This window comes from Streptomyces aureus (assembly GCF_000725495.1).
Classification (GTDB): Bacteria; Actinomycetota; Actinomycetes; order Streptomycetales; family Streptomycetaceae; genus Streptomyces; species Streptomyces aureus_B.
The window spans coordinates 89256-110417 of record NZ_JNZD01000001.1 but is presented as its reverse complement, the minus strand read 5'-3'; the positions used below and the strand labels follow the sequence as shown (position 1 = coordinate 110417).

Sequence of the window (21162 nt, the reverse complement as noted above, 5' to 3'; positions counted from 1 at the left end):
CCCACTCCTGGTGTAACTGCGAGTGGCCACCGCCCAGGACACGAAGACGCCCGAGGAGCACGATGGCTCGCTCCACCTGAAGAAGTCGGACGCCAAGACCGGGCGGCCACTGGAAGGCGCCGTGTTCGAACTGTGGAAGGAGTCGAACGGCCGGGCCGGGCTGCAGACGAACGGCCGCACCCCGGACACCCTGACCGGCACCGAATGCACCACAAACCGCAGGGGCACCTGCGACTTCGACCCGCTCGCGTACGGCACGTACTACCTGCGCGAGACCGCCGTCCCGGACGGCTACGTCCTGCCCGACAACCCGGTGACCGGCCCGTACGTCATCAACGGCGCCCACGAGGACGTCACGGTCCAGGTCAAGAACACGCCCGACTGCACGGCAGGCTACGGCGGCAAGTGCGACGGGTACGGCAAGTCCTGACCCGCCCAACGGCACAACAGCGCCCGAGTGGATATCGCTCGGGAGCAGTCTCGAGCACCTGACCGAAGACACGGCTGATGACCGGCTCACCCCCGGTCACCAGCTGTTTTCACGGTTGTCCCGACTCAGGAGCACCATGCCTTCCGGCGCCCCGCGGCCGATTCTGAGGAGGCGTTACCGGAGGGCATGCTGGTGTCCGTGACGGCCCTCGACGGTGCGTCCATCGCGGCCCGGTCCCGCCATGATGAGCAGTACCTGGCCCCTGCGGTCCGCGACGCGCGGACGTCGTCGCACCCGTACGGCGTACGCCGGCTCGTACCCCTCTGCGGCACCCGGCAAGAGTGGACCGTGTGCCGCACGGCGTCCGGCGGCGAGGTCCGACAGGGGAGTGCGCCATGGCCCGGCCCACCGACAGCAAGCCCGCCCACCCGGCCGTCGCCGACGCGAACCGCGCCGTACGACAGCGCTTCGGCTTCGACGACACCCAGGACCTTGAGGATGCCCGGCGCGGTTTCATGGGAACGGCGAAGGACCCGCTGGTGCGTGATGCCGCCGGGCGCACGGTGTGGGACCTCGGCGCCTACGGGTTCCTGGAGCAGGAATGCCCGGACACGGCCAACCCGAGTCTGTGGCGGCAGAGCGGTCTGTGCGCAGACCACGGACTGTTCCAGGTGACCGCGGGTGTGTACCAGGTGCGCGGCTTCGACCTGTCGAACATGACGCTCGTCGAGGGGCAGCGGGGTGTCTTCGTCATCGACCCGCTGATCTCCGCCGAGACCGCCGCCGCGGGCCTGGCCCTCTACCGCTCGCACCGCGGGGACCGGCCGGTGACGGGGGTCCTCTACACACACAGCCACGTCGACCACTTCGGCGGCGTCCGGGGCGTCCTGACCGACGAGGACGTCGCCGCGGGAGTGCCGGTGCTCGCGCCGCACGGCTTCCTGGAGCACGCGGTCAGCGAGAACGTCTACGCCGGTACGGCCATGAGCCGCCGCGCCGCCTACATGTACGGCGCCGCGCTGCCTCCGGGCGAACGCGGACAGGTCGGGGCGGGCCTGGGGCAGACCACCTCCACCGGCACGGTGGGGCTGATCCCGCCGACTGTGGACATCACCCGCACAGGCCAGACGGAGACGGTCGACGGCATCCGGATGGTCTTCCAACTCACCCCCGGCACAGAGGCGCCCGCCGAGCTGAACATCCACTTCCCCGAACTGCGCGCACTGTGCATGGCCGAGAACGCCACGCACAACCTGCACAACCTGCTGACGCTGCGCGGCGCCGTGGTCCGCGACCCCCGGGTGTGGGCCCACTACCTCAGCGAGGCCATCGACCTCTTCACCGCCTCAGCCGACGTCGTCTTCGCCTCGCACCACTGGCCCGTCTGGGGCAGCGAACAGGTACGCCGGTTCCTGTCGGAACAGCGCGACCTGTACGCCTATCTCCACGACCAGACACTGAGGATGCTCAACCAGGGCCTGACCGGACCGGAGATCGCCGAGCGGATGGAGATGCCGCCGGCGCTGGAGCGGGCCTGGCACACTCACGGCTACTACGGCTCGGTCAGCCACAACACCAAGGCGATCTACCAGCGTTATCTCGGCTGGTTCGACGGCAACCCGGCGCACCTGTGGGAACACCCGCCGACGGACGCCGCCCGTCGCTACGTGCGGTTCATGGGCGGCGCCGAGGCGGTGCTCCGTCAGGCGCGGCAGTCCTTCGACGAGGGTGACTTCCGCTGGGTCGTCGAGGTCGTCAATCACGTGGTGTTCGCCGACCCGGACAACGCCGAGGCCCGCTCCCTGCAGGCTGACGCGCTCGAACAGTTGGGCTACGGCAGCGAGAACGGCACCTGGCGCAACTTCTTCCTGATGGGTGCTTACGAACTGCGCAACGGCCCGGTCGGTACCCCCGTCGAGACCGCTGCGCCCGACCTGCTCGCGGCCCTCACCCTGGACCAGCTCTTCGACGCCCTGGCCATCCGAGTCGACGGCCCGAACGCCTGGGACGCTCTGATCACCGTGCGGTGGGATCTCTCCGACGGGCCGCCGGTGACCCAGCGGCTTTGCAACGGAGTCCTCACCCACGGCACGGAGTCGGCGGCGGCAGCCGAGCCCGACGTCATCTTCACGCTGACCGAGGCCGACCTGCGCGCCGTGCTGCTCGGCCGCATCAGTCCGGACGAGCTCGCCACGAAGGACGGGGTCCGCGTGAGCGGCGATGCCGGCGCGTTGAGCGCCCTGCTCGGACATCTCGGCGAGCCGGACCCGGACTTCGCCATCGTGACCCCTTGACGCCGCAGGCCCCGGCCCGTTGATTCCACCCCCGCGGGCCGCGGTCCGGGACCATCCGTGAAGGAGGCGGGCACGAGGTGCGACGGTTCCTTCGCCGACCTGCCCGGCCGACACGGTCGGACCTGGGCGCCGGCCTGGTGACCGGGCTGTTCTCCATCCCCGAGGGCATGGCGTACGCCTCCATCGCCGAGTTCAAATCCGATCGCCGGCCTGTACGCCGGCATCGCGCCGGCGATCGTCGGCTCGCTGACCGCTCGCACCGTGCTGATGGTCACCACGCTCACCAGTGCCATCGCCCTCACCTCGCAGAGCGTTCTGAAGGAAGCGGGCCTGGACCCTGCCGACCCCGGGACCATCGCCACACTCACCGTGATGGCGGGCGTGGTCATGGTCCTGAGCGGGGTGCTGCGGCTCGGAGCGGTGATGAGCTTCGTCTCCAACGCCGTGATGACCGGCTTCGCCACCGGCATCGCGCTGCAGCTCATCACCGGCACTCTCAAGGACGCCACCGGCCACCGGCTCATGGTGCTGACCTTCCTCGCCACCACGCAGCTGCCGCTGCAACAGGCCATCGTGCTCGGCGCGGTGATCTCCCTGCTGCCGTACTGCGTCCAGGCGGCCCGCCAGGCCCGATTCCTCGCCCTCCTGCTTCGGCCCCATCTCCGTCCCCGATTTTCGGGCCCCGCCGGGAGGATCGGTGGTGACTTCAATGCTGACGCAGGGCCTTGGACAGGAACCTTTCGCGATCTCTGGACGTCGAGGATGAGTGGACGGAGGGGGCAGGCGTGCAGGACGACGATGCGTACTGGTGGGTGATGCCCGCTGTTGCGGCGGGGGTCACTGTGGTGCTCGGTGCCTTGATGCTGCTCCTCGTCGCGGCAGGCTTCTTGGTCACCGACTGGGTTCGACACAGGCGGCGTCGCCCTCACGAGTGATCGACCGGGTCCGTGATCGATCAGTTGGGATGATCCGCCACGAGGGGTCTTCGGCCGCGTCTCGCCTGAGGCTCAGGGTTCAGCGGAGGAGCAGATCCGGACTCTCGTTGTCGAGGCCGAACGGGATGGGGAGCAGTACGCCGTGCCCGGGGCTACTGGCCCCGACTCGCCGGCCGAGGTGGCTGAAGCGCTCATCGAGGGCGACTCGAAATACGCGACGGACCTCATGACCTACCTCGCAGCGGACGATCTGGTGTTCCCAGGTAGACCACGACGTGATCGCATCCATGCACGTCGGGCAGCGGTCCGCGTGGTCGAACTGGCTGGCTACGGGTCCGAGCAGGATCATTGTTGTCCGGTACTACGCAGTGCCACCGCGATGTGGCTATAGCTGGGTATGGAAACCCCGTTGGCCTGCTCGTAACGGACTGCCTGTGCGAGCCCGAGCTTCTCCCCAGTGGACAGGGTCCGGTTCCCTGTCCACAAAAGCACCTTCAGCTGCTCGTTCTGGATGGTGAGAAGCGGTTCGACAGGCTCCAACGGCAGGCCGGTACGGGCGCACCAATCGGCCACCGCGGTCCAGTAGTCGGTCAGGGTGCTCCAGCAGACTGCACTGCGGGGACCCAGCAGGGCGTACACCTCGTCGGGCGACCAGAGCGTGTCGAGACCGTGCGACACAAGGTTCTGGATGTTCTCCAGCAGTGAGGTGACGAACTCGTGGTTCGCCTCGTCCCCGAGCAGTTCCTCCACGATCGCCAGAACCTCGGTGACCGCGGCGGAGTTGCGCTGGGCGACTCGATAGGCGACCTCTCGACAGACGTCCTGGTCGTTGCCGTCATCCGTCGATCCGGGCCTGATCTCCGCAGCGTCAAGCAGTCGCCTAGATCGCTCGGCCGGCCGTCGGCGCCATGGAAATCGCATCGTGCCTTCTCTTCTTCCGCGGACTCTTCCAAAGACCCGTGCGGTCCTGGCGGCCGCTCATCATGACAGGGCGCCCCCGCAGGCCCTGTGCCGGGTGGGAGGTTCGGGCGCTGTTGACGATCTTGAGACATCGGAAAGTTCATGGCCGTCAGATGAGCCGCCAACGCCGGCACCACGGAGCGAGGTCGGCTGTCGGGTATTCCTCCCGGCCGCCGGCCCGTCGCACGAGCAGACGGCCGCCGTCCATGGAGACTCGATCTCCTGGCATGAGCAGCAGAGGACGGTCGAGGCGGAAGATCCTCGTTCTGGCACGGTTGTGGCTCGCGTTCAGTCGCCCTGGAACCACAGGTAGCTGCCGGGGGTCTTGGCGCACTGCTGTAGTTGCGTTGCGAGGTCGTCCAGTGCAGCGACCTGGTGCTGATCGCTGCACTGTTGGCGCAGACCGCTGATCTCGGTGAGTGCGACGGCGGCCTCCTGCTCGTTCATCAACGTGTCTCGGTACGGATCAACAGCCGTGAGCCGCCCAGGCACGCCCAGCAGTCGTAGGGAGCCGAGCGCATCGGCCAACGCGTCCCCGTGCCCGTACGAGCTACTGAGGAGTGTTGCTCGGGATGTGCGCCAGTTTCGCGTTGGCCGTGCGGAGTGCAGCTCCAGGTCGATACCCATGGGCCCGAGTCTCTCGCAGGCCCCATCGGGGCCGTCAGCATTTGATCCGTAGCTCTCGCCATCGCACTTTGATGGACACGAGTTTGTGTCAGCGGAGTTTGATCACCGCAGGTCAGCGACTCAGCGCGCCGAAGGTGCATTGAGTCGCTGACCTGTACCTATGTGCAGTTCCGCGTAAACGTGCAGGTCAGAGCCCTGCGATCGTCATGCAGGCATGCAGGCTGCTCGATTTGTGGGGACCGGGGTCAGGAAGGCTTGACCGCCGAGACCGGGGTGGCGGTCACCTTGTTGTCGCACTCGGCCCACCACCCGTCGTTCAGGGCGACCTGGTGCTTCCCGGAGTGCGGCAGCCCGATGACCATCGTCGGATACACCGCCGGGGTCTTGCCCGACACGCAGTAGCCGTCGCCCTCCCCCTGGACCTGGACGAAGGTCAGCTTCACCCACGCCTTGCCGTGCGGCCGGACCGTCACGGTGGCCGCCCTGCCGGTGGGGGTGACCTTGAGCGGGGTGTTGTGGGCGGGGGAGCCGTTGCCGGCGCCCGCGACCGTCGGATGGCCCTTCAGGACGCACGTCTTCCGGGAGACGTTGGTGAACTGCACGACCGCCGCCCCGGTACCGGTCCCGACGGGCGGGTGGGCGGCCTGCCGGGCGCTGACCTGGAGGGCGGAGGCCGAACAAGCGGGCGGCGGGGTAGAGGTGGTGGTGCTCGCCGCCATGGCGGTGCCGGGCAGGATGCCGGTCACCGCCGCCGCGACGGCCGTGACCGCCGTCGTCGCCAGAGCCGCCCTGCGAATGCCGTTGTTGTGACGCATGTTGTCGTCCCCCTGAGTCGTCTCGTCCGCGGGTTTCGGTCGTCGGTTGTCGCCCCGCGGTACGTGTGGTCGTGGTACGTGAGTGCAGATAGGGCGGGAGAGCGGCAAGGTTCAGTGCGGCGACTGCTTGTGACGGAACGGTGACGACAGGCGCACCGTGCAGATGGCCATTGCTGCCACACCGAAGGCAACACGCCTTGGAAACAAGGGCGATGCAGTGGGCTCGGCTCCAAGCATCATCCGTTGCCGAGGTGCTGGACGTGGCGGTCGTCCATTGGTCTGGACAACAAAGAACCCCCGGGTCATCGACCTGGGGGTTTCACATGGAGCGGGTGACGAGAATCGAACTCGCACTCTCAGCTTGGGAAGCTGATGTTCTACCACTAAACTACACCCGCGTAAGACGTCGGCCGAGCCGGTGTCCGAATGCTCGCTCACTGTACCTCATGCCCGCCCCCCGGCGTCGAAACCGTGGGGCCCGTGTGTTTTCCGGGGGCCCGATGAGGCTGCGGGGGACCGGAGTTGGGGCGTACGGTGGGGACGTCGGAGTCGGTCTCGGCGGGGTCGGAGTGCCGCCTGGAGAGCCGTCCCCTTCCTCCCGTAATGTGGCTTTCGTTGTCAGGGCATCAGCCGGGCAACGGCTCTTGGGGAAGGGACTCTGGGACTTGATGGAGCGCACCGTCGTCCGTTGTGCCGAGGGGCACGTGTTCAGCACCGCTTCGTTCCCGATGCAGCAGGCCGAGCGGCTCGGCCCCGGCCGGCTGCTCCGGTGCCCGCGGTGCGCCCGGCTCCGCAGTGTGGTGCCGGTGGCCTTGGAGAAGGCGGTGTCGGAGCAGTAGGACGCAGTGGCAGCGGCTGTGGCAGCTGCTGTAGGACAGGGGCGCGGGCCGTCACGATTGTGGGGGCTCCGCGCCCCTTGCGTATCCTCAGGACGTGCTTCTCTCAGACAAGGACATCCGGGCCGAGATCGACGCCGGGCGGGTCCGCATCGACCCCTACGACGAATCCATGGTGCAGCCGTCGAGCATCGACGTGCGTCTCGACCGCTACTTCCGGGTGTTCGAGAACCACCGCTACCCCCACATCGACCCGTCGGTCGAGCAGGCGGACCTCACGCGGCTCGTCGAGCCCGAGGGCGACGAGCCGTTCATCCTCCACCCCGGAGAGTTCGTCCTCGCCAGCACGTACGAGGTCATCTCGCTGCCCGACGACCTCGCCTCGCGCCTCGAGGGCAAGAGCTCGCTCGGACGCCTGGGCCTGGTCACGCACTCCACCGCCGGGTTCATCGACCCCGGTTTCTCCGGGCACGTCACCCTCGAGCTGTCCAACCTCGCGACCCTGCCGATCAAGCTGTGGCCGGGGATGAAGATCGGGCAGCTGTGCATGTTCCGGCTCAGCTCGCCGGCCGAGTTCCCGTACGGCAGCGAGCGGTACGGCTCCCGCTACCAGGGTCAGCGCGGGCCGACGCCCTCGCGGTCCTACATGAACTTCCACCGCACCCAGGTCTGAGGCGATGACGATGTCTCCCGCGCGCGAGAACCTCACCTACGAAGGGTTCGGCGTCGCCGTACGCGAACTCGCCCAGACGATCGCCGACGACGGCTACGAGCCCGACATCGTGCTCTCGATCGCCCGGGGCGGTGTGTTCGTCGCGGGCGGGCTCGCCTACGCCCTCGACTGCAAGAACATCCACCTGGTGAACGTCGAGTTCTACACGGGGGTGGGGACGACGCTGGAGATGCCGGTGATGCTCGCCCCCGTCCCCAACGCGATCGACTTCTCCGACAAGAAGGTCCTGATCACCGACGACGTCGCCGACACGGGCAAGACGCTCAAGCTCGTGCACGACTTCTGCGTCGGCGAGGTCGCCGAGGTCCGCAGCGCCGTGATCTACGAGAAGACCCAGTCGCTCGTGAAGTGCGAGTACGTCTGGAAGCGCACCGACGACTGGATCAACTTCCCGTGGAGCGTCGAACCCCCCGTCGTGAGGCGGGAGGGCCAGGTGCTCGACTCGTAGGAGCGGAGCGCCGCCGCGTGCGTGAAGCGGGCATGATGCGACGTGAAGCGCGTCTGATGTGACGTGAAAGGGGCTCCCGGCCGTGTGGTCGGGAGCCCCTTTCGTGGGTTCTGGGCGGCGCGTGCGGCGCCGGTGGGTCAGAACGTGCCGAGCTTGATGATCGACAGGATCGCGATCAGCTGGATGGAGGACGCGGCGAGGGCCTTCGGCCACGGGAGGTCGTGGGACTTGGAGACCATCATCGTCAGCAGGGCGCCCGCGGCGACCCAGGTGACCCAGCCGAGGAGCTTCACGAAGGACGCGTCGCCGCCGAGGAACATGGCGATCAGCAGGCGCGGGGTGTCCGTGATGGACATGATCAGCATGGAGAGGCCGACCGTGGGCTGCCAGGCGCCGTCACCGCCCAGCTGGCGGGCCAGGGTGTGGGTGACCACGCCCAGAATGAACGTGCTGAGCACGAGGGCCACGGCGGTCGTCAGGACGATCGGGACGGCGTTGGAGAGCGTCGCGTTGATCGCGTCCTCGCGGGCCCCGTCGAAGCCGAAGACCGCCAGCAGGCCGTAGAGGAAGGTCACGGTGAGGGCCGGGGCCCACATCGTGTAGTCGCGCATCTGGAGGAAGGTCCGGCCGGGGGCCATGACTATGCCCCGGAGCAGGTCCTTCCAGTGCAGCCGCGGGCCGACCGGCGGAGCGGCCGCCTGGCCCGCCCGGTAGGTGTCCCCCTGGTTGTAGGGGTCCTCGCCGATCGAGAAGGCCTGCGTGTGGCCGGGGCTGTTGGCCGCGTACGGGTCCGGGCCCTGCTGCGGGTGGCCGTCACCGAAGTACTCCGGCTCGCCGTACCCGCCGCCCTGTCCGCCGCCCTGGGGCCAGCCGCCCTGGGGTCCGCCCCGGTGGGGCTGAGCGCCCTGCCGGCCGCCGTACGGCTGCTGTCCCCCGTACTGCGGCTGCGAGGGCGCGGGCGGGTAGCCGTACGGCTGCTGCCCGCCTCCCCGGGGGGACTGCTGCCCGCGCCCCTGGGAGGACTGTCCGTACGGTTGTTGTTGCGGTCGCCCTTGCGGGGCACGGTTTTCCCGGCCCCCACGTCCGATCCTGAATCCAGCCACGTCATCGAACGTACCTGGTCCCGGAGAGTGACGTGTCGGCCCCGGGGCAACGGGCCCGGCATTGGGGCCGAGCTGTGACATCCCCTAAGGGCCCTCGCGGGCTGCCCTTACGGGGGCGGGAAGGGAGCGGGCGGGAGCGGGACGCGGGGCCCGCGGAAGGCCCCTTGACGTGGGGCCGCCCGGGGGACGGACGGGGCCCGATGACTCCGGGACGTGAGGTCGCGCGGGTCGCGGGCGGGGTCCGATGACGCCGGGACGCCCACCCGACCGGGGGACAGGCGGTCCCCGATGACTCCGGGGCGCCCACCCGCTCGGGGAGCGGGCGGGGCCGACGGCACGGGGCCGGACACGGCGGCGCCCCCGTGCTCCGAGGAGCACGGGGGCGCCGGTTCCGCCGGTCCGGACCGGGCCGGTCGGCGGTGCCTGACGGCCGGGTCAGGCGGCTGTTCAGACAGTCGTGCCGGACGGTCGTCCGGACGGGACGGCGGGACGGCTACTTCACCGGCTCCGGCTCGGGCTCGCTCTCCGACTCGGCCGTGCCCGCCGGGGGCTCGTCCTCGACCGGCGTCTTGACCGACTCCAGCAGGAGCTGGGCGACGTCGACGACCTGGACGGACTCCTTGGCCTTGCCGTCGTTCTTCTTGCCGTTGACCGAGTCGGTCAGCATGACGAGGCAGAACGGGCAGGCGGTGGAGACGATGTCGGGGTTGAGGGAGAGGGCCTCGTCGACACGCTCGTTGTTGATGCGCTTGCCGATCCGCTCCTCCATCCACATCCGCGCGCCGCCGGCGCCGCAGCAGAAGCCGCGCTCCTTGTGGCGGTGCATCTCCTGCTGGCGCAGGCCCGGGACGGCGGACATGATCTCGCGCGGGGGCGTGTAGACCTTGTTGTGGCGGCCCAGGTAGCAGGGGTCGTGGTACGTGATCAGACCCTCGACCGGGGTCACCGGGAGCAGCTTGCCCTCGTCGATGAGGTGCTGGAGCAGCTGGGTGTGGTGGATGACCTCGTAGTCGCCGCCGAGCTGCGGGTACTCGTTGCCGATCGTGTTGAGGCAGTGCGGGCAGGTGGCGACGATCTTCTTCGCCGACTTCGGCTTCCTGGTCGACTCGTCCTCGTCGTCCTCGCCGAACGCCATGTTCAGCGCGGCCACGTTCTCCATGCCGAGCTCCTGGAACAGGGGCTCGTTGCCGAGGCGGCGGGCGGAGTCACCGGTGCACTTCTCGTCGCCGCCCATGATCGCGAACTTGACGCCCGCCATGTGCAGCAGTTCCGCGAAGGCCTTGGTGGTCTTCTTGGCCCGGTCCTCCAGGGCGCCGGCGCAGCCGACCCAGTACAGGTACTCGACCTCGGAGAGGTCCTCGATGTCCTTGCCGACGACGGGGACCTCGAACTCGACCTCCTTGAGCCACTCCAGGCGCTGCTTCTTCGCCAGGCCCCAGGGGTTGCCCTTCTTCTCCAGGTTCTTGAGCATCGTGCCCGCCTCGGACGGGAACGCGCTCTCGATCATCACCTGGTAGCGGCGCATGTCGACGATGTGGTCGACGTGCTCGATGTCGACCGGGCACTGCTCGACGCAGGCACCGCAGGTGGTGCAGGACCACAGGACGTCCGGGTCGATGACGCCGTTCTCCTCGGCGGTGCCGATGAGGGGGCGCTCGGCCTCGGCGAGGGCCGCGGCGGGGACGTCCTTGAGCTGCTCCTCGGACGCCTTCTCCTCGCCCTCCATGGTCTTGCCGCCGCCGGCCAGCAGGTACGGGGCCTTGGCGTGCGCGTGGTCGCGCAGCGACATGATCAGGAGCTTGGGGGAGAGGGGCTTGCCGGTGTTCCAGGCGGGGCACTGCGACTGGCAGCGGCCGCACTCGGTGCAGGTGGAGAAGTCGAGCAGGCCCTTCCAGGAGAACTGCTCGACCTGGGAGACGCCGAAGACGTCGTCCTCACCGGGGTCGGTGAAGTCGATGGCCTTGCCGCCGCTGGTCATGGGGAGCAGCTCGCCGAGCGAGGTCGCGCCCTTGGCGTCGCGCTTGAACCAGATGTTCGGGAAGGCGAGGAAGCGGTGCCAGGCCACACCCATGTTGGTGTTGAGGCCGACCGTGATCGCCCAGCCCATGGTGACGCCGAGCTTGATCATGGCGGTCAGGTAGACCAGGTTCTGCAGGGTGCCGAGGCTCAGGCCCTTGAACGCGGCGACCAGGGGGTACGAGGCCCAGTACGCGGCCTCGTAGTGGTCGACGCCGTGGATCGCGCCCTCGAGGCCGCGCAGGGTCATGATCGCGAGGCCGATGACGAGGATGACGGCCTCGACGAAGTAGGCCTGGCCGGTCTTGGAGCCGGCGAAGCGCGACTTGCGGCCCGGCTTCGAGGGCCGGTTCAGCTGCCGGACGGCGATCAGCACGAGGATGCCGAGCGTCGTGAACAGCGCGATGAACTCGGTGTAGAGCTCGTACGGGAGGAAGCCGCCGAGGATCGGGAGCGTCCAGTCGGCCTTGAACAGCTGGCCGTAGGCCGTGACGATCGTCAGGCCGAGGGTCAGGAAGCCGACGGCCACGAACCAGTGCGCGACGCCGATGATCCCCCACCGGTTCATACGGGTGTGGCCGACGAACTCCCTGGCCAGCGTGATGCTGCGGGACTTCCAGTCGTCGGTGCGGCTGCCGGCCGGCAGGGGCTGGCCGAGCTTGATGAACCGGTAGATCTGCGCGACGGCCCGCGAGATCAGCGCAACGCCGATCACGGTCAGGACCAGCGACACAATGATCGCGGCGAGTTGCATTCGGGGGCTCCTCGGGCCTGCGAGGTGTTCTCCGAGAGTGACCTCGAAGGTGATTACTAAGCGGTAACTTATGCAGTCCGTCTGAGACTACCCACTTCCTTCGCCGCACTGTAGTCAGCGGTGCGGTGATCTGCGTCGCTGAGGGAAGCCTGAGTGGGCCCCCCGGGGGCGGGCACCGGATCCGGTTCACCCGGGGCGGGTCCGGTTCGTCCGGGGACGGGGCCGGATTCCTCCGGGGCGCGTCCGGACGGGTCCGGGAGCGGCCTTCGTTCGTCCGGGCGTGGACCCGGTGGGTCCGGGAGCAGCCCCAGTGCCGTCCGCGAGCGGCTCCGGTGCGTCCGGGGGTAGTCCCGGTGCGTTCGTGAGCGGCTCCGGTGCGTCCGTGAGCAGCCCCCGTGCGCCCGGTGGTGGACCCGGATTCACCCGGGAGCAGGCGCGGATTCACCCGGTGGCGCCAGGACACGTAAACCCGATCGTGTTATTCACCCAATACTGTGACAATCACCCCTAAATTGGCGACGTGCTGTACGGAATCACGGCCGCCACCGCCGCTCTGCTCCTGACCGCCACGCTCGCCGCGCTGCTGCGGTCGCTGTCCCTGCGCTTCGGCGCGGCCGACGGGACGGGGCTTCCCGCCCGCCGCGGCAGACCGCGGGCGCCCGGGAGAGTGAGGACCGTTCCGCTCCTCGGCGGCCTGGCCGTGGCGGGCGCGACGGCGCTCGTCGGCCGGGCCGGCGACTGGACCGGAGCCGCCCCGCTCGGCCCGGACGCCGGGCGGCTGCTGGTCGCGGGGCTCCTGGTCGCCCTGCTCGGACTGGCCGCCGACCTGCTGCCCGTGCCCCCGCTGGTGTGCGCCGCGGGCGTCGCCGTCGCCGCCGCGCTGACCGTCCCCTTCGACGAGCTCGGCCTCCCGGCCGGAGTGCTGGCGGTGGTCTGGACGGTCCTCGTCACGCACGCCTTCCGCTCGCTGGACCACGCCGACGGGGTGCTCGGGACGGTCGGCGTCGTCACCGCCTTCGCGCTCAGCGGGTGCGCCGCCGCGGAACTGATGGACGGGCTCGCGGCCCTGCTGAGCGTGCTGGCCGCCGCCCTCACCGGCTTCCTGATGCACGGCTGGCCGCCCGCCCGGATCGCGCCGGGGAGGTGCGGATCGCTGTTCACCGGCTTCCTGCTGGCCTCGGCGGTCGTGCAGGTGCACGCCGTGCGGCCCGCCGGGTCAGGCCTCGGCGCCGCCTTCGCGCTGACGGCCGTGGCCGGCGCGGACGCCGTCCTGGTCCTGGTCTCGCGGTGGCGGACGGGGCGGCCGCTGCTGCGCTCCGCGCCGGACCATCTGGTGCACCGGCTGCGGCGGGCGGGTCTGACCCGGCAGGGGGTCATGGTCGTGACGGGGCTCGCCGCGTTCGCGGCCGCGTCCGTGGGGCTGAGCATCGATCTCGGGTGGCTCGGCGCGGGGGCGGCCTGGTGGGTGGCCGGAGCCGTGGCGGCGGTCGCCGTCGCGGGGGCCCTGCGGCCAGGACCCCTCCCGCCGCGCTCCGGATCCCGCCCGCGTCGAGCCCATCCGCATGCGATCCCGGCACCCGGGGGACCCGGTCCGAGGCGGCTGGGACGTCCGGGACGCCCCCGTCCGGAGGCACAGGGTGCGGTGAAGGTGCGCTGACAGAGCGAGAAAACCGCAGCTCAGAGGCTCCCTGCGTGTAAGGAGCGGATAAGAGTTGAGCCCCCACGACTCAGGTCTGTTGACCGGGAGGCGGACGTCGTGCACACTTGAGTCCGTTCCACTCAAGTCATTGCTGGAGGAATCGAAATGGCACGTGCGGTCGGCATCGACCTGGGCACGACTAACTCCGTCGTCAGCGTTCTCGAAGGCGGCGAGCCCACCGTCATCACCAACGCCGAAGGCGCCAGGACCACGCCGTCCGTCGTCGCCTTCGCGAAGAACGGCGAGGTGCTCGTCGGCGAGGTCGCCAAGCGCCAGGCGGTCACCAACGTGGACCGGACCATCCGTTCGGTGAAGCGTCACATGGGCACCGACTGGAAGATCGAGCTCGACGGCAAGAGCTTCAACCCGCAGCAGATGAGCGCCTTCATCCTGCAGAAGCTGAAGCGCGACGCCGAGGCGTACCTGGGCGAGAAGGTGGCCGACGCGGTCATCACCGTCCCGGCGTACTTCAACGACTCCGAGCGCCAGGCGACGAAGGAAGCCGGCGAGATCGCCGGTCTCAACGTCCTTCGTATCGTCAACGAGCCCACCGCGGCCGCGCTCGCGTACGGCCTCGACAAGGACGACCAGACGATCCTCGTCTTCGACCTCGGTGGCGGCACCTTCGACGTGTCCCTCCTGGAGATCGGCGACGGCGTCGTCGAGGTGAAGGCCACCAACGGTGACAACCACCTCGGTGGTGACGACTGGGACCAGCGTGTCGTCGACTACCTGGTGCAGCAGTTCCGCTCCGGCCACGGCGTGGACCTCGCCAAGGACAAGATGGCGCTCCAGCGTCTGCGCGAGGCCGCCGAGAAGGCCAAGATCGAGCTGTCCTCGTCCACCGAGACCTCGATCAACCTGCCCTACATCACGGCTTCCGCCGAGGGCCCGCTGCACCTGGACGAGAAGCTCACGCGCGCCCAGTTCCAGCAGCTGACGGCCGACCTCCTGGAGCGCTGCAAGACGCCGTTCCACAACGTCATCAAGGACGCCGGCATCCAGCTGTCCGAGATCGACCACGTCGTTCTTGTCGGCGGCTCCACCCGTATGCCCGCCGTCGCCGAGCTCGTCAAGGAGCTGACCGGCGGCAACGAGGCCAACAAGGGTGTCAACCCGGACGAGGTCGTCGCCATCGGCGCCGCCCTGCAGGCCGGTGTCCTCAAGGGTGAGGTCAAGGACGTCCTGCTCCTCGACGTGACCCCGCTGTCCCTCGGTATCGAGACCAAGGGCGGCATCATGACGAAGCTCATCGAGCGGAACACGACGATCCCGACCAAGCGGTCCGAGATCTTCACCACCGCCGAGGACAACCAGCCGTCCGTGCAGATCCAGGTCTACCAGGGCGAGCGCGAGATCGCGGCGTACAACAAGAAGCTCGGCATGTTCGAGCTGACCGGTCTGCCGCCGGCCCCCCGTGGTGTCCCGCAGATCGAGGTCGCCTTCGACATCGACGCCAACGGCATCATGCACGTGACCGCGAAGGACCTCGGCACGGGCAAGGAGCAGAAGATGACCGTCACCGGCGGCTCCTCGCTGCCGAAGGACGAGGTCGACCGCATGCGCCAGGAGGCCGAGAAGTACGCGGAGGAGGACCACGCCCGCCGCGAGGCCGCCGAGACCCGCAACCAGGGCGAGCAGCTCGTCTACCAGACCGAGAAGTTCCTCAAGGACAACGAGGACAAGGTCCCCGGCGAGATCAAGACCGAGGTCGAGGCTTCCGTCGAGGAGCTCAAGGCCGCGCTCAAGGGCGAGGACAGCGCCGAGATCCGCACCGCGACCGAGAAGGTCGCCGCGGTCTCGCAGAAGCTCGGCCAGGCCATGTACGCCGATGCCCAGGCCTCCCAGGCCGCCGGCGGCGACGCCCACGGCGCCGAGGCCCCGAAGGCCGACGACGACGTCGTCGACGCGGAGATCGTCGACGAGGACCGCCGGGACGGTGCCGCGTGACGGAGGAGACCCCGGGCTTCGAAGAGCAGCCCGACGTCCCTTCCGGCGCCACCTCTGACGACGCCGAGCCGCAGACCGCCACCCCCTCTGCGGAGGGGGCGGCGGCCCCGGACGGGGACGCAGCAGCACAGTTGACCGGCCTGACGGCCCAGCTGGACCAGGCGCGCATGGCACTGTCCGAGCGCACCGCGGACCTCCAGCGGCTCCAGGCGGAGTTCCAGAACTACCGCCGCCGGATCGAGCGCGACCGGATCGCGGTCAGGGAGATCGCCGTGGCGAGCCTCCTGACCGAACTCCTGCCCGTGCTCGACGACATCGGCCGCGCGCGGGACCACGGGGAGCTCGTCGGCGGATTCAAGTCCGTCGCCGAATCCCTGGAGACCGTCGCGGCGAAGATGGGGCTCCAGCAGTTCGGCAAGGAGGGCGAGCCCTTCGACCCGACGATCCACGAGGCCCTGATGCACTCGTACGCGCCGGACGTCACGGAGACGACGTGCGTGGCGATTCTGCAGCCGGGGTATCGCTTCGGCGAGCGCACCATCCGCCCCGCGCGGGTGGCCGTCGCCGAACCGCAGCCCGGGGCCCAGACGGTCAAGGCCGAGGACTCGGCCGAGGCGGCGGAGGACAAGGAGAGCGGTGGCCCGGACGAGGGCTGAGCTTGAACGGATGAGGAAGGAGGGACGTCGGGGATGAGCACCAAGGACTTCATCGAGAAGGACTTCTACAAGGTCCTCGGCGTCCCCAAGGACGCCACCGAGGCCGAGATCAAGAAGGCGTACCGGAAGCTCGCCCGCGAGTTCCACCCGGACGCCAACAAGGGCAACGCCAAGGCCGAGGAGCGCTTCAAGGAGATCTCCGAGGCGAACGACGTGCTCGGCGACCCGAAGAAGCGCAAGGAGTACGACGAGGCGCGCGCCCTCTTCGGCAACGGTGGCTTCCGTCCCGGTCCCGGCGCCGGCGGCGGCAACTTCAACTTCGACCTGGGCGACCTCTTCGGAGGCGGCGCCCCGGGCCAGGGAGCGGGAGGAGCCGGCGGCTTCGGCGGCGGCATAGGCGACGTCTTCGGGGGCCTGTTCAACCGTGGCGGCGCAGGCCCGGGCACGCGGACGCAGCCCCGGCGCGGCCAGGACATCGACACCGAGGTCACGCTCTCCTTCACGGAGGCGGTGGACGGCGCGACCGTTCCGCTGCGCATGACCTCGCAGGCGCCCTGCAAGGCCTGTTCCGGCACCGGCGACAAGAACGGCACACCGCGTGTGTGCCCGACCTGCGTCGGCACCGGTCAGGTGGCGCGGGGCTCGGGCGGCGGGTTCTCGCTCACGGACCCCTGCCCGGACTGCAAGGGCCGTGGTCTGATCGCCGAGCACCCCTGCATGGAGTGCGCGGGCAGCGGCCGGGCCAAGTCGTCCCGGACGATGCAGGTCAGGATTCCCGCGGGGGTCAGCGACAACCAGCGGATCCGGCTGCGCGGCAAGGGCGCTCCGGGTGAGCGGGGAGGCCCGGCCGGTGACCTGTACGTCACCGTCCACGTGGGCTCCCACCCCGTGTTCGGCCGCAAGGACGACAACCTCACCGTCACCGTGCCCGTCACCTTCGCGGAGGCGGCGCTGGGCGGAGAGGTCAAGGTGCCCACGCTGGGCGGTCCCCCGGTGACGCTGAAGCTGCCGCCGGGCACCCCCAACGGACGCACCATGCGCGCCCGGGGCAGGGGCGCGGTCCGCAAGGACGGCACCCGGGGGGATCTGCTGGTCACCGTCGAGGTGACGGTCCCCCAGGACCTGTCCGGCAAGGCTCGCGACGCCCTGGAGGCGTATCGCGAGGCGACCGCGGGTGAGGACCCGCGGGCGGAGCTGTTCCAGGCCGCGAAGGGAGCATGACGGAGCCATGGACACGACCGGTCGTCGACGCAACCCCTATGAACTGACCGAGGAGACCCCGGTCTACGTCATCTCGGTGGCGGCCCAGCTCTCCGGGCTGCACCCGCAGACGCTGCGTCAGTACGACCGGCTCGGTCTGGTGTCTCCCGACCGCACGGCCGGCCGGGGCAGGCGCTACTCGGCCCGCGACATCGAGCTGCTGCGCACCGTCCAGCAGCTGTCGCAGGACGAGGGCATCAACCTGGCCGGCATCAAGCGCATCATCGAACTGGAGAACCAGGTCGCCGCGCTCCAGTCCCGTGTCGCGGAGCTGGAGTCGGCCCTGGACGGTGCCGCGGCCGCCATGCAGCAGCGCGAGGCCGCCGTGCACGCCTCCTACCGGCGGGACCTGGTCCCGTACCAGGAGGTCCAGCAGACGAGCGCGCTCGTGGTCTGGCGTCCCAAGCGGGCGTCCGACTAGCTCTCCACCCGTGTCCGAAGGGGCCCGGCGGTTCGTCCGAACCGCCGGGCCCCTTCGTGTGTCTCAGGGCGCCAGGATCGCGTAGTCGCCGCCGGGCGCCGACTCGGTGCCGTCGGCGTACAGGGCCGTCACCCGGTAGTAGTGGGTGGTGCCCTTGGCGGCGCTGGCGTCGGTGAAGGAGTACCCCGGGACGGTCGCCAGTTGCTCGTAGGCGCCGGTGTCCGGGTTCCAGCGGTGGACCCGGTAGCCGGTGGCGTCGGCCACGGTGTCCCAGGACAGCGTGGCGGGCCCCTCGCCGTGCTCACCGGCGGACGCCGTCAGGTGGACCGGCCCGTCGTCGGGCGTCTCGACGGACGGCGTGGTGTCGAGTTCGTCCGCGCTCACGATGTCCGCCTCGTGGGTGAACTCCCAGTGGGAGTTCCAGTCGTCGTCGACGGCGTCGACGAAGAAGCACCGCTCCTCGCCGTCGGGCAGGGTGCGGTAGGTGTACGAGGTGGTGTCGGTGAACAGCCACTCCACCTGATGGACCCAGCACACGTTCCCGTCGTCGGAGCGCACGAGGTCGCCCGCGTAGACGACGTACCGCGCCACGTCGGGCGTCGGGTCGGGGTCCCAGTGCAGCTCGAAGCCGTACGGGGCGGGGGTGACGGTCAGTCCGGTGACGGCGGACGGCGGGGTGTCGTCGCGCCGCCTGCCGCTGACGGAGCCGGACCGCGCGGACTCGTTGCCCGCCGCGTCGAGGGCGGTCACCCGGTAGTAGTAGGTGACGCCCGGCTCGGCCGTGGCGTCGCGGTACGACAGCGCCCCCGTGGTTCCCACCTTCGTGTAGGAGCCGTTTTCGGTAGCCGCCCGGTACACCCGGTAGGAGGCCGCTCCCGCGACCGCGCTCCAGCCGGTCCGCAGGCCGCCCTTCTCGGAGGAGTCGGTGACGGCCAGGCCGGTGGGCGCGCCGGGCGCCGTCCGGTCGGCGGTGGTCACGGGGCGGTCGGTGGTGCCCGCCGACTCGTTGCCCGCCTTGTCGCGGGCGCGGACCTCGTAGTAGTAGGTGTCGCCGGTCAGGGGGAGGGACGTGTCCGTGTACGACGTGGCCGTCGTCGTGGTGCGCAGGGTCCAGGCGGTGCTGCCCTGAGGGCGGCGGTAGACGCGGTACCCGGCGAGGTCCATCTCCTTGTTCTTGGACCAGGAGACCTTGGCACGGCCGGTGGCGGTGTCGTAGGCGACCGCGGAACCGGTGGGAACAAGTGGCTTGATCCTGTCGGCGCTGGCGGAGGTGACGGGTTTGTAGGCGAAGGTCACGTTCGCCCTGCCCGTCCAGTTGACGAAATCGACTCGCAGTGTGTGTTTTCCGGATGGAACGGTCAGGTTGACCGTTTTTGACTGGGTGGCCGAAATGTTCTTCCAGAGGTCTATTTTGCGTATGTCGTCCAGATAGACCCGTATTCCGTCCTGGGTGGCGACCGGGAGGGTGAAAGGACCGCCCGAACCGAAGTCCCGGGTCACGGTCCAGCGGACGCCGAAGTTGTCGGCGGGCAGTCCGGACGCGGGTGCGCCGGAGCCCCAGTCCTGGTCGATCGCGGAGTCGCAGTCCGTCTTCTTCGGCGTGCCCGAGAAGGTCGTGTTCGCGTAGAACTGCCGCTTATAGACGGGCGATGTGCAGTTGGTCACTGCGGTGGCGGTCGGGCCGGCCGCGGCGAGCAGCCCGCCGGCGCCGGCGATCACGACGGCCGAGGCGAGGGCGCCCCGCGTGACGGTGGCTCTGTGCATGTGTTCCTTCAGGACTGACGGAGTGTCAACGGCTGTTAAAAACCGTCGAGGGTCAGGACTCCTGTGAACGGAAGTTGGTTGTACCTGTGAATGACAGAAGGTGAAGCTGAGGGGAGCACTCCATGGATGGGCGTAGTCTTTTCCCGTCGTGTTCACTTGTGGAACGCGAAACGCCGTTGCCATCTCGTTAAGTGGTTACTCCTTGACGCTGAGGTGATCGCCGCGTTGGCTTTCAGCCACCTGGGTCGCAATGCTGCAACCTCGCCCGGAAGGCACCTGATGTGAACACTCGTAACACCGGCCTGCGCCGTACCGCCATAGCCGTGGCGTCGTCCGCCATGGCCCTCACCGTCTCCGGCTGCGGCCTGATGGGCCTCGGGGGGAGCGGTAGCTCGGCAAGCCCCACCAAGGGTGACGACATCAAGGTCGGCCTGCTCCTTCCGGAGAAGCAGAACACGCGTTACGAGAAGTTCGACTACCCGATCATCCGGGACCAGGTGCTGAAGCTCACCGAGAAGAAGGGTGACGTCGTCTACCTGAACGCCGAGCAGGACGCCGCCAAGCAGCTTCGCCAGATGCAGCAGATGATCGACGACAAGGTCGACGTCATCCTGGTGGACGCGGTGGACTCGGTGACGATCGCCAAGGGCGTGCGCAAGGCGAAGGAGGCCGGCATCCCGGTCATCGCCTACGACCGTCTGGCACAGGGTCCGATCGACGCGTACATCTCCTTCGACAACGAGCTGGTCGGCGAGACCCAGGGCAAGGCCCTGGTCGGCGCGCTGGGTGCCAACTCGGCCCAGAAGAAGATCATCATGATGAACGGGTCGCTGACCGACCCGAACGCGGCGCAGTTCAAGAAGGGCGCCATGTCCGAGCTCCAGGACAAGGTGATCATCTCCGCCGCGTACGACACCAAGGACTGGAACCCGGTCAACGCCAAGGCCAACATGGAGAAGTCCATCCAGGCCGTCGGGCTGAGCAACATCGCCGGTGTCTACGCCGCCAACGACGGTATCGCGGGCGCGGTCATCGACGCGTTCAAGTCCGCGGGCGTCAGCAAGGTCCCGCCGGTCACCGGCCAGGACTCCGAGCTGATCGCCGTGCAGCGCATCATCAAGGGCGACCAGTACATGAGCGTGTACAAGTCGTACCCGCAGGAGGCCAGCGCCGCCGCCGAGATGGCGGTCGCCCGGGTCCAGGGCCGCTCGATCGAGTTCGACGCGCTCACCCGCGACAAGGTCAGCAGCCCGACCGACAAGAACGTCCCGTCCCAGCTCGTGCCCGTTGTCGCCCTCACCAAGGACAACATCGAGGACACGGTCGTCCAGGACGGCATCTACCCCGTCAGCAAGATCTGCACGGCGCCGTACAAGGCGCTCTGCAGCTCGCTCGGCATCAAGTAGGACGTTCCGCCCCGCCGTCCCGGGACGGCGGAGCACACGATCTCGGCCCCGCTCG

Annotated in this window: 18 protein-coding genes and 1 tRNA gene; 12 read left to right on the top strand and 7 right to left on the bottom strand. The window is 69.2% G+C overall.

Annotated elements, in window-relative coordinates; all coding sequences use genetic code 11:
* The first annotated feature begins 22 nt into the window (after positions 1-22).
* From IO36_RS00490 to IO36_RS47870, 3 genes are all read left to right on the top strand, one after another.
* The gene (locus tag IO36_RS00490; RefSeq protein ID WP_037614697.1) at positions 23-430 is read left to right on the top strand and encodes a prealbumin-like fold domain-containing protein; all 408 of its coding nucleotides are present in this window, start codon (positions 23-25) and stop codon (positions 428-430) included.
* Positions 431-825: 395 nt separating this feature from the next.
* The gene (locus IO36_RS00485; RefSeq protein WP_037614695.1) at positions 826-2724 is read left to right on the top strand and encodes an alkyl/aryl-sulfatase; all 1899 of its coding nucleotides are present in this window, start codon (positions 826-828) and stop codon (positions 2722-2724) included.
* 201 nt (positions 2725-2925) lie between these two features.
* Complete coding sequence (locus IO36_RS47870) at positions 2926-3540, top strand: SulP family inorganic anion transporter (protein WP_342455103.1); 615 nt, start codon at positions 2926-2928, stop codon at positions 3538-3540.
* 464 nt (positions 3541-4004) lie between these two features.
* Here IO36_RS47870 and IO36_RS00470 read toward each other — a convergent pair whose 3' ends face one another.
* The 4 genes from IO36_RS00470 to IO36_RS00455 all read right to left on the bottom strand — a co-directional run bounded on the left by IO36_RS00470 (position 4005) and on the right by IO36_RS00455 (position 6459).
* Positions 4005-4580, bottom strand: coding sequence for an MBT domain-containing protein (locus IO36_RS00470; protein ID WP_037614690.1), 576 nt, complete (start codon positions 4578-4580; stop codon positions 4005-4007).
* Positions 4581-4907: 327 nt separating this feature from the next.
* Complete coding sequence (locus tag IO36_RS00465) at positions 4908-5246, bottom strand: hypothetical protein (RefSeq protein ID WP_037614687.1); 339 nt, start codon at positions 5244-5246, stop codon at positions 4908-4910.
* A 245-nt stretch (positions 5247-5491) separates the two neighbouring features.
* Positions 5492-6061, bottom strand: a complete 570-nt coding sequence (locus IO36_RS00460; RefSeq protein ID WP_037614684.1) for a DUF4232 domain-containing protein — start codon at positions 6059-6061, stop codon at positions 5492-5494.
* A 324-nt stretch (positions 6062-6385) separates the two neighbouring features.
* Positions 6386-6459: transfer RNA gene (locus tag IO36_RS00455), tRNA-Gly, on the bottom strand.
* A gap of 267 nt (positions 6460-6726) precedes the next feature.
* Here IO36_RS00455 and IO36_RS47300 point away from each other — a divergent pair.
* The 3 genes from IO36_RS47300 (at position 6727) to IO36_RS00440 (ending at position 8078) form a co-directional block, all read left to right on the top strand.
* The gene (locus IO36_RS47300) at positions 6727-6900 is read left to right on the top strand and encodes a hypothetical protein (protein ID WP_209441142.1); all 174 of its coding nucleotides are present in this window, start codon (positions 6727-6729) and stop codon (positions 6898-6900) included.
* Between the two features lie 94 nt (positions 6901-6994).
* Positions 6995-7570, top strand: coding sequence for a dCTP deaminase (gene dcd, locus IO36_RS00445; RefSeq protein ID WP_037614679.1), 576 nt, complete (start codon positions 6995-6997; stop codon positions 7568-7570).
* Positions 7571-7580: 10 nt separating this feature from the next.
* Positions 7581-8078 carry a phosphoribosyltransferase gene (locus IO36_RS00440; RefSeq protein WP_037615298.1) on the top strand — a complete coding sequence of 166 codons (498 nt, stop codon included), beginning with the start codon at positions 7581-7583 and terminating at the stop codon, positions 8076-8078.
* 137 nt (positions 8079-8215) lie between these two features.
* On the opposite strand, the gene IO36_RS00435 is transcribed toward IO36_RS00440, so the two are convergent.
* Both IO36_RS00435 and IO36_RS00430 read right to left on the bottom strand, forming a co-directional pair.
* Entirely contained in the window at positions 8216-9262 is a 1047-nt protein-coding gene (locus tag IO36_RS00435) for a Yip1 family protein (RefSeq protein ID WP_078942913.1), read from the bottom strand.
* A 412-nt stretch (positions 9263-9674) separates the two neighbouring features.
* Positions 9675-11951, bottom strand: coding sequence for a (Fe-S)-binding protein (locus tag IO36_RS00430; protein WP_037614675.1), 2277 nt, complete (start codon positions 11949-11951; stop codon positions 9675-9677).
* 520 nt (positions 11952-12471) lie between these two features.
* Here IO36_RS00430 and IO36_RS00425 point away from each other — a divergent pair.
* The 5 genes from IO36_RS00425 to IO36_RS00405 all read left to right on the top strand — a co-directional run bounded on the left by IO36_RS00425 (position 12472) and on the right by IO36_RS00405 (position 17937).
* Positions 12472-13608 (top strand): MraY family glycosyltransferase, encoded by a 1137-nt coding sequence (locus IO36_RS00425; protein WP_063764806.1) that lies wholly within the window; start codon positions 12472-12474, stop codon positions 13606-13608.
* 147 nt (positions 13609-13755) lie between these two features.
* Positions 13756-15600, top strand: coding sequence for a molecular chaperone DnaK (dnaK, locus tag IO36_RS00420; RefSeq protein WP_037614673.1), 1845 nt, complete (start codon positions 13756-13758; stop codon positions 15598-15600).
* Complete coding sequence (gene grpE, locus IO36_RS00415; RefSeq protein ID WP_037614671.1) at positions 15597-16256, top strand: nucleotide exchange factor GrpE; 660 nt, start codon at positions 15597-15599, stop codon at positions 16254-16256. Before dnaK ends, grpE begins: the two co-directional genes overlap by 4 nt.
* Positions 16257-16289: 33 nt before the next feature.
* Positions 16290-17477: a molecular chaperone DnaJ gene (gene dnaJ / locus IO36_RS00410; protein ID WP_037614668.1), complete on the top strand. Its 1188-nt coding sequence runs from the start codon at positions 16290-16292 to the stop codon at positions 17475-17477.
* 7 nt (positions 17478-17484) lie between these two features.
* Entirely contained in the window at positions 17485-17937 is a 453-nt protein-coding gene (locus tag IO36_RS00405; RefSeq protein WP_037614665.1) for a heat shock protein transcriptional repressor HspR, read from the top strand.
* Positions 17938-18000: 63 nt separating this feature from the next.
* Here the strand turns inward: IO36_RS00405 and IO36_RS00400 are convergent, their stop codons facing one another.
* Positions 18001-19701, bottom strand: a complete 1701-nt coding sequence (locus IO36_RS00400; RefSeq protein ID WP_037614662.1) for a PA14 domain-containing protein — start codon at positions 19699-19701, stop codon at positions 18001-18003.
* A 281-nt stretch (positions 19702-19982) separates the two neighbouring features.
* Between IO36_RS00400 and IO36_RS00395 the strand changes: the two genes are divergently transcribed.
* Positions 19983-21107, top strand: a complete 1125-nt coding sequence (locus tag IO36_RS00395; RefSeq protein ID WP_245173068.1) for a sugar ABC transporter substrate-binding protein — start codon at positions 19983-19985, stop codon at positions 21105-21107.
* Positions 21108-21162: the final 55 nt, after the last annotated feature.